This is a genomic window from Actinocorallia aurantiaca (assembly GCF_039533685.1).
Classification (GTDB): Bacteria; Actinomycetota; Actinomycetes; order Streptosporangiales; family Streptosporangiaceae; genus Actinocorallia; species Actinocorallia aurantiaca.
Map to the genome: position 1 here is coordinate 1 of NZ_BAAATZ010000044.1, position 5,132 is coordinate 5,132.

The window sequence follows — 5,132 nt, forward strand, 5'->3', positions numbered from 1 at the left end:
GGCGGCCGCGCCGGTAGCGGGCCTCCAGCTTGAACGTCAGCGCGGCGGCGGCCTCCAGGTGCTCCTGGATCTCGCGGAACGGCCCCGTCAGCCAGCGGTGCCGCCACCACGCCTCGAACGAGGAGTAGCCGGCGGGCGGGTTGGCCGCCCACATGGCCTCGGCGTCCCGGCGGATGCGGGCCACCCGCTCGGCGTGCTCGGACAGCACACCGCGCAGCTGCATGGTGTAGGCCTCCACCATCTCGGGGTCGTCCAGCATCTCCCCGGACCAGCGCTGAGGACTCTGGTTCATCGGTCGTTCTCCTTTCGAGTCGGGTTACAGGGCGTTCTTGATGGCGCGGGCGGTGTCGGTGCTGCACGGCATCGGCTTGAGCGCGGCGCGGATCTTGTGGATTCCGGGGTCCGGCGCCAGCTCCCCGGCGGCGATCAGGGCCCGCACCCGGGCCGCCAGGGCCTCGATGTTGGGGGTCCGGACCGGGGGGGTACGGGGGTACGGGGTACGGGCGTTTTCCCTGTACGCGCCGGGAGTACCCCCCTTGTGCGGGCCCTCGGCCGAGGCCTCGCCGGTGCCGAAGTTCAGGTCGGTGAAGCCGCGCAGCAGGACCGGCAGGTACAGCACGACCGCGACCGCGACGATGGGGCCCAGCACGTGCAGCACCAGGCGGTGCAGTTCGAACGGGGCGGCGATCCCGGGGAGGTAGGGGTAGGCGTTCATGCCCAGGCTCAGGCCGAGGAAGAGCCACTCGATCCGCTTGGTGACGGTCTCGGCCTCACCGGTCAGCGGCGTGCCCTGCACGGCCAGGTAGGCCCGCGAGCCGACCACGCCCAGCAGCGCCAGGGAGATGAACGGCTCCACCAGCCAGGCGAACAGCCACGCCGCGGTCCAGGCCTTCGCGCCGTCGGCGGCGAAGGCCTGCACGCCTGCGGTCGACCAGGACAGCGCCAGCACCAGCGCGGACACCAGGACGCCCACGAACAGGCGGCGCATCTTCGCGGCCTTGTAGGCGCGCACCATCGGGTCCTGGGCGAGTTCGTGCAGCCGGGCGGCCTCGGCGGCCTTGCGGCGCATCTTGCGGACCTTGTCGCTCTCCAGGAGCAGCGGGGTGTCGTCGTCCTGCAGGACGGCCAGGCGGTGGGCCTCGGCGACCTCGGCGCGCAGCTCGGCCACGCGCTTGGTCTCCCCGGTCGGCTCCGCCGTCTCGAACAGCTCCACCGTCTGCGTCTCGACCTCGGGGTGGTCGTTGGCGGCCAGCTCCAGCGCGGCCAGGCCGCGGGCGATGTCCTCGCCGGACGGCTCGGGGGAGGACGCGGGGATCATGGTGGTCATCGGCGGGCTCCAGCAATGAGGGTGACGAGACGGGCAAGAACGTTGGCCAGCAGCCAGACCGGGCCCAGGAAGACCAGCCAGGCCGCATTCGGGACCGCAGCGGCCCGGCCGTAGACCGCGAGCAGGACCAGGAGCAGGAGGCCGGCCAGGAGGGCGACGATGGCCAGGGCGGCCACGAACGCCGACCGCTGCGCGGCCGGCAGCAGCGGCAGGCGCACGCCGCGCTCGTAGCGGTCGGCCATCTCGGCGGTCAGGCCGAGCTGCTCGGCGGCCTGGGCGGGGGTGCGGCCCTGGATGCGCAGCTCGATGTAGAGGTGGCGGAGGTTCACTTGTCCTCCTCCTGCGCGCCGATGGTGACGGTGAAGACCTGGCACCCGTCGGGCTCCTCCTCGATCACGATGTGGCCGAAGTAGGCGCAGATGAACAGGCCGCGGCCGTAGTCGACGCGCTCACCCTCGTGCGGCTCGGCCGGGCCGTCGTCGCTGACGATGACCGAGACGTCGCCGTTGCGGCGGATGGCGACACCGACGCCGATCAAGCCGCCCTCGCGGCCCGAGCGCGAGTGGATGTGGGCGTTGGTGACCAGCTCGGAGACGACCCGGCGGGCGCCGTCCTGGGCGGGGTGGCCGGCCAGGTGCCCGGCCACGTGGTCGCGGGCGATCCCGACCACGCGCGGGTCGTTGCCGGGCAGGGTCCAGACGGCCACGTCGTGCATGACGGTCTCCAGGAAGGTCGCGTTCACCGGGCGCCCTCCGTCCGCGTCGGGCGGGGCAGGAACGCGCAGGTGGTGGCGTGGTCGTCGACCCAGGCCAGGAGCACCGGCAGGATGTCGCCGGTGTGGCTGGCGGGGGTGTCCTTGCTGCGGCCGCAGCCGTCGCACGCCGCGTGGTGCATCCGGTTGCCCCCGCGACCGGAGACGGTCACGTCGATCGGGGTGCCGTGGCGGGTGATGGCCCGAGCCACCACGCCCTCGGGCCAGATGGCGGCGGCCTTGCGGGCGGCCAGCGCGGCGATGATGGTGGTGTCGCGGATGCTCATGCCGCCACCGCCAGCGCGATCTCGCGGTCGGCCTCCAGGAGCATCTCGCCGAAGATGTCGGCGAGGGCGTCGGTGCGGGCCAGCTCCTCCAGGTCGCCCACGAGCGGCTCCAGCAGCTCGGGGTCCAGGACCAGGACCAGGGGGTCGCGGTCGACGGGGAGCGGGATGTTGATCGCGGGGGCGGCCTGGAGGTCGGACACCGAGAGCCCGTGGTGGTCCATCCAGGTGGCCAGGTGCTTCATGAACGTGAGGCGGCACTCGGCCAGGCGCTCCTCGTAGGAGACGGGCGCCTCACCGTGCCCGAGGGCGTCCTCCATGAGGAGGTCGGGGGTGCGGGCCAGTGCCCAGGTGATCGCCCCGGGGTAGGTCTGGGCCAGCAGCTCGTCCAGCTGCTGGGGGCGCTGCTTGGCGCAGTGGCCGGTGATGGAGAAGATGGACACAGGACTGCTCCGCTCTAGTCGGTTGTGGTCCAGGCCCTCGGTGTTTGCTTGGCGGCTCACCGGGGGCCCTTCTTCTTGCCTGGGCGCTTGATCGCGCCCCGTTCAGTCATTACTGTAGGCACAGAAGCCGGGGTGTTCAAGCCTCTGCACCGACTGTTCCTACAAAAAATTTCTGAGCAGGGAGGCCATGGTGAGCAACAGCAACACGCCCCTGTGGGAAGGGCTGTACAAAGAGCTGCGTGAACGGATCGTTTCCCGCGATCTGCCGCCCAACAGCGAGGTGTCGAGAGAGATGCAGCTGGCCGCCCAGTACGGGATCAGCCGCACAACTGTCCGGCAGGCGCTCGCGCAGCTCCAGGCTGACGGCCTCATCACCCGCGGCATGGGCCGCCTGGGCAGGCGCGTGCGGGACCAGCGGCCGCTGGAATGGAACCTGTGCAAGTTCGAGCGCGGCGAGCGCCGCGACAACGCCTCCACTGGCATGGACGACTGGGCGGCGGCGGTGGCCGAGCAGGGCCGCGAGCCCCGCCAGGAGGTCAGCGTCTCCATCACGGTGCCGCCGGCCGACGTCGCCCTGGCGCTGGAGTTGGAGCCCGGAGCCCTGGCCGTGCGTCGCCACCGCGTGCGCTACGTCGACAACGTGCCTTATCAGCTGTCCGTCAGTTGGTTCCCGGAGTCCATCGCCAGGGACACGCTGCTCATGGAAGAGCGCGACATCGCTGTTCCCGGTGGGATTCTTCGTTCCATCGGTTGCCCCCAGGTGTCCATCCGGGACCGAATCGGGATCCGGATGCCCACCCCGGCCGAGGCCGACCAGCTCGACATCCCGACGGGCACGCCGGTCGGCGAGCACCACCGGACGGGCTACGGCGAGGACGGGCAGCCGATCCGCCACATGGTCACCGTTTTCGGCGGCGACAAGCACTTTCTCGTCTACGAACTGGAGCTATGAGAGTGATCCGTAAGGGGACCTTGGACGACGCCGATGCGGTCGTCGCGCTGCGCGTGGAAGCCGAGACGTGGCTGCACGCCGCGGGTATCCAGCAGTGGGTCGACCGGGCCCGCGGCATCCGCAACATCCGCGACGGCCTGGCCGCCGGGAACACGTACGTGGTCGAAGAGCGGGGAGCGATCGTCGCATCCCTGACGCTGGCCGGCGCCGACCCAGACTTCTGGACCGCCGACGACGACCCCGACACCGCCCTGTACCTGTACAAGTTCATGATCGGCGCAGCCCACCGAGGCACCGGGTTGGGCGATCAGCTGCTGGACTGGGCGTGCGAGCAAGCTCGGGCCCGGGGCAAGCGTTGGTTGCGCTTGGACTGCTGGCGCGAGAACACGGCCTTGCAGCGCTACTACCTGCGTCGCGGGTTCAGCCATGTCCGCACGGTGGTTGTGCCGGGACGGGGGTCCGGCGCACTCTTCCAGCGGCCGGCTGCGGGCATCACGGTGCCAGAAGTTGTCCACAGCGCCGTGTGTCGATCGTAAGGATCACGTGGCAGACTGCCAGATCAGGCTGCACTGGGGCCTAGCTCTTCTTCAAAAATGAAGAGGGGCAGGGAGCTCGCAGCTCCATGCCCCTCTGATGTCTTCCACTCATCTCACTGACAGAAAGACGTATTACATGAGCGTACCCAAGTACGCCGACGTTTCGCGTACCCGCCCCTCGTTTGGGCGTCCGACGTCGGTCATGACCGTTCTCCGTGCCGCCGCCGCCATCGGGGGTGAGCGGTGAGCAGCAGCGCTTACCCGATCATCTGGGCGATCAAGCACGCTCCGGCCGCCGACGTCATCGAGCGGACGATCCTGATCGCGCTGGCCGACGCGGCCGACGCCGACGGGTGCAACTCGTACCGTTCGCTCCGCTCCCACCTGGAGATCCTGGTGGACGTCAGCAAGAGCACGTTCACCCGCCGACTGCGCGACATGGAGAAGCGTGGTCTGATCCGCAAGGACACCACCCCGCCCCCCGCCCGGTACCTGAAGATCCCCCCCTACCAGCGCCCTACCCGGTGGGAGGTGTGCATCCCCTACTCGTGGTGGTCCGACGCCCAGCGCGAGCAGATCCAGCGCGAGCGCGAGGACAAGGGACTGCCGCCGATCACCGCAGAGTCCCGTCCCGACCTGGCCGCGGCCCCGGCGAAACCGACACGCGCGGACAAGGGCAAGCCCAGCCCCCAGCGCGGTCGCAAGAAGAAGGCCCAGGCCGCCGAGGAGTCGACCGAAGCGTCGGCCGAGGAGCTGGCCGAGGAGCCGACCGAGAGCCCCCAGGACCCCGACGCTGATCCCGCTTCCGGCCGCGACGCCGAGGCCGAGGACGAGCTGCT

Annotated in this window: 9 protein-coding genes; 3 read left to right on the top strand and 6 right to left on the bottom strand. The window is 70.4% G+C overall.

Annotation, left to right across the window (positions count from 1 at the left end; genetic code table 11):
- The 6 genes from ABD327_RS36790 to ABD327_RS36815 form a co-directional block, all read right to left on the bottom strand.
- Positions 1–292 (bottom strand): hypothetical protein (locus tag ABD327_RS36790; RefSeq protein ID WP_344458258.1); only part of this gene is annotated, 292 nt, incomplete at its 3' end.
- 24 nt (positions 293–316) lie between these two features.
- A complete protein-coding gene (locus ABD327_RS36795; protein WP_344458260.1) occupies positions 317–1,327 on the bottom strand; it encodes a hypothetical protein in 1,011 nt (336 codons plus the stop codon).
- A complete protein-coding gene (locus tag ABD327_RS36800) occupies positions 1,324–1,656 on the bottom strand; it encodes a hypothetical protein (RefSeq protein ID WP_344248244.1) in 333 nt (110 codons plus the stop codon). The genes ABD327_RS36795 and ABD327_RS36800 overlap by 4 nt, the downstream gene beginning before the upstream one ends.
- Positions 1,653–2,069: an ATP-binding protein gene (locus tag ABD327_RS36805; protein ID WP_344248245.1), complete on the bottom strand. Its 417-nt coding sequence runs from the start codon at positions 2,067–2,069 to the stop codon at positions 1,653–1,655. Before ABD327_RS36805 ends, ABD327_RS36800 begins: the two co-directional genes overlap by 4 nt.
- Positions 2,066–2,365 carry a hypothetical protein gene (locus ABD327_RS36810; protein ID WP_344458263.1) on the bottom strand — a complete coding sequence of 100 codons (300 nt, stop codon included), beginning with the start codon at positions 2,363–2,365 and terminating at the stop codon, positions 2,066–2,068. The genes ABD327_RS36805 and ABD327_RS36810 overlap by 4 nt, the downstream gene beginning before the upstream one ends.
- Positions 2,362–2,865: a hypothetical protein gene (locus ABD327_RS36815; RefSeq protein WP_344458265.1), complete on the bottom strand. Its 504-nt coding sequence runs from the start codon at positions 2,863–2,865 to the stop codon at positions 2,362–2,364. The genes ABD327_RS36810 and ABD327_RS36815 overlap by 4 nt, the downstream gene beginning before the upstream one ends.
- 130 nt (positions 2,866–2,995) lie before the next feature.
- Between ABD327_RS36815 and ABD327_RS36820 the strand changes: the two genes are divergently transcribed.
- From ABD327_RS36820 to ABD327_RS36830, 3 genes are all read left to right on the top strand, one after another.
- The gene (locus tag ABD327_RS36820; protein ID WP_344458268.1) at positions 2,996–3,757 is read left to right on the top strand and encodes a GntR family transcriptional regulator; all 762 of its coding nucleotides are present in this window, start codon (positions 2,996–2,998) and stop codon (positions 3,755–3,757) included.
- A gap of 20 nt (positions 3,758–3,777) precedes the next feature.
- Entirely contained in the window at positions 3,778–4,293 is a 516-nt protein-coding gene (locus ABD327_RS36825) for a GNAT family N-acetyltransferase (protein ID WP_344248263.1), read from the top strand.
- A gap of 243 nt (positions 4,294–4,536) precedes the next feature.
- Positions 4,537–5,132: hypothetical protein (locus ABD327_RS36830; protein WP_344458271.1), on the top strand; the 596-nt coding region annotated here is incomplete at its 3' end.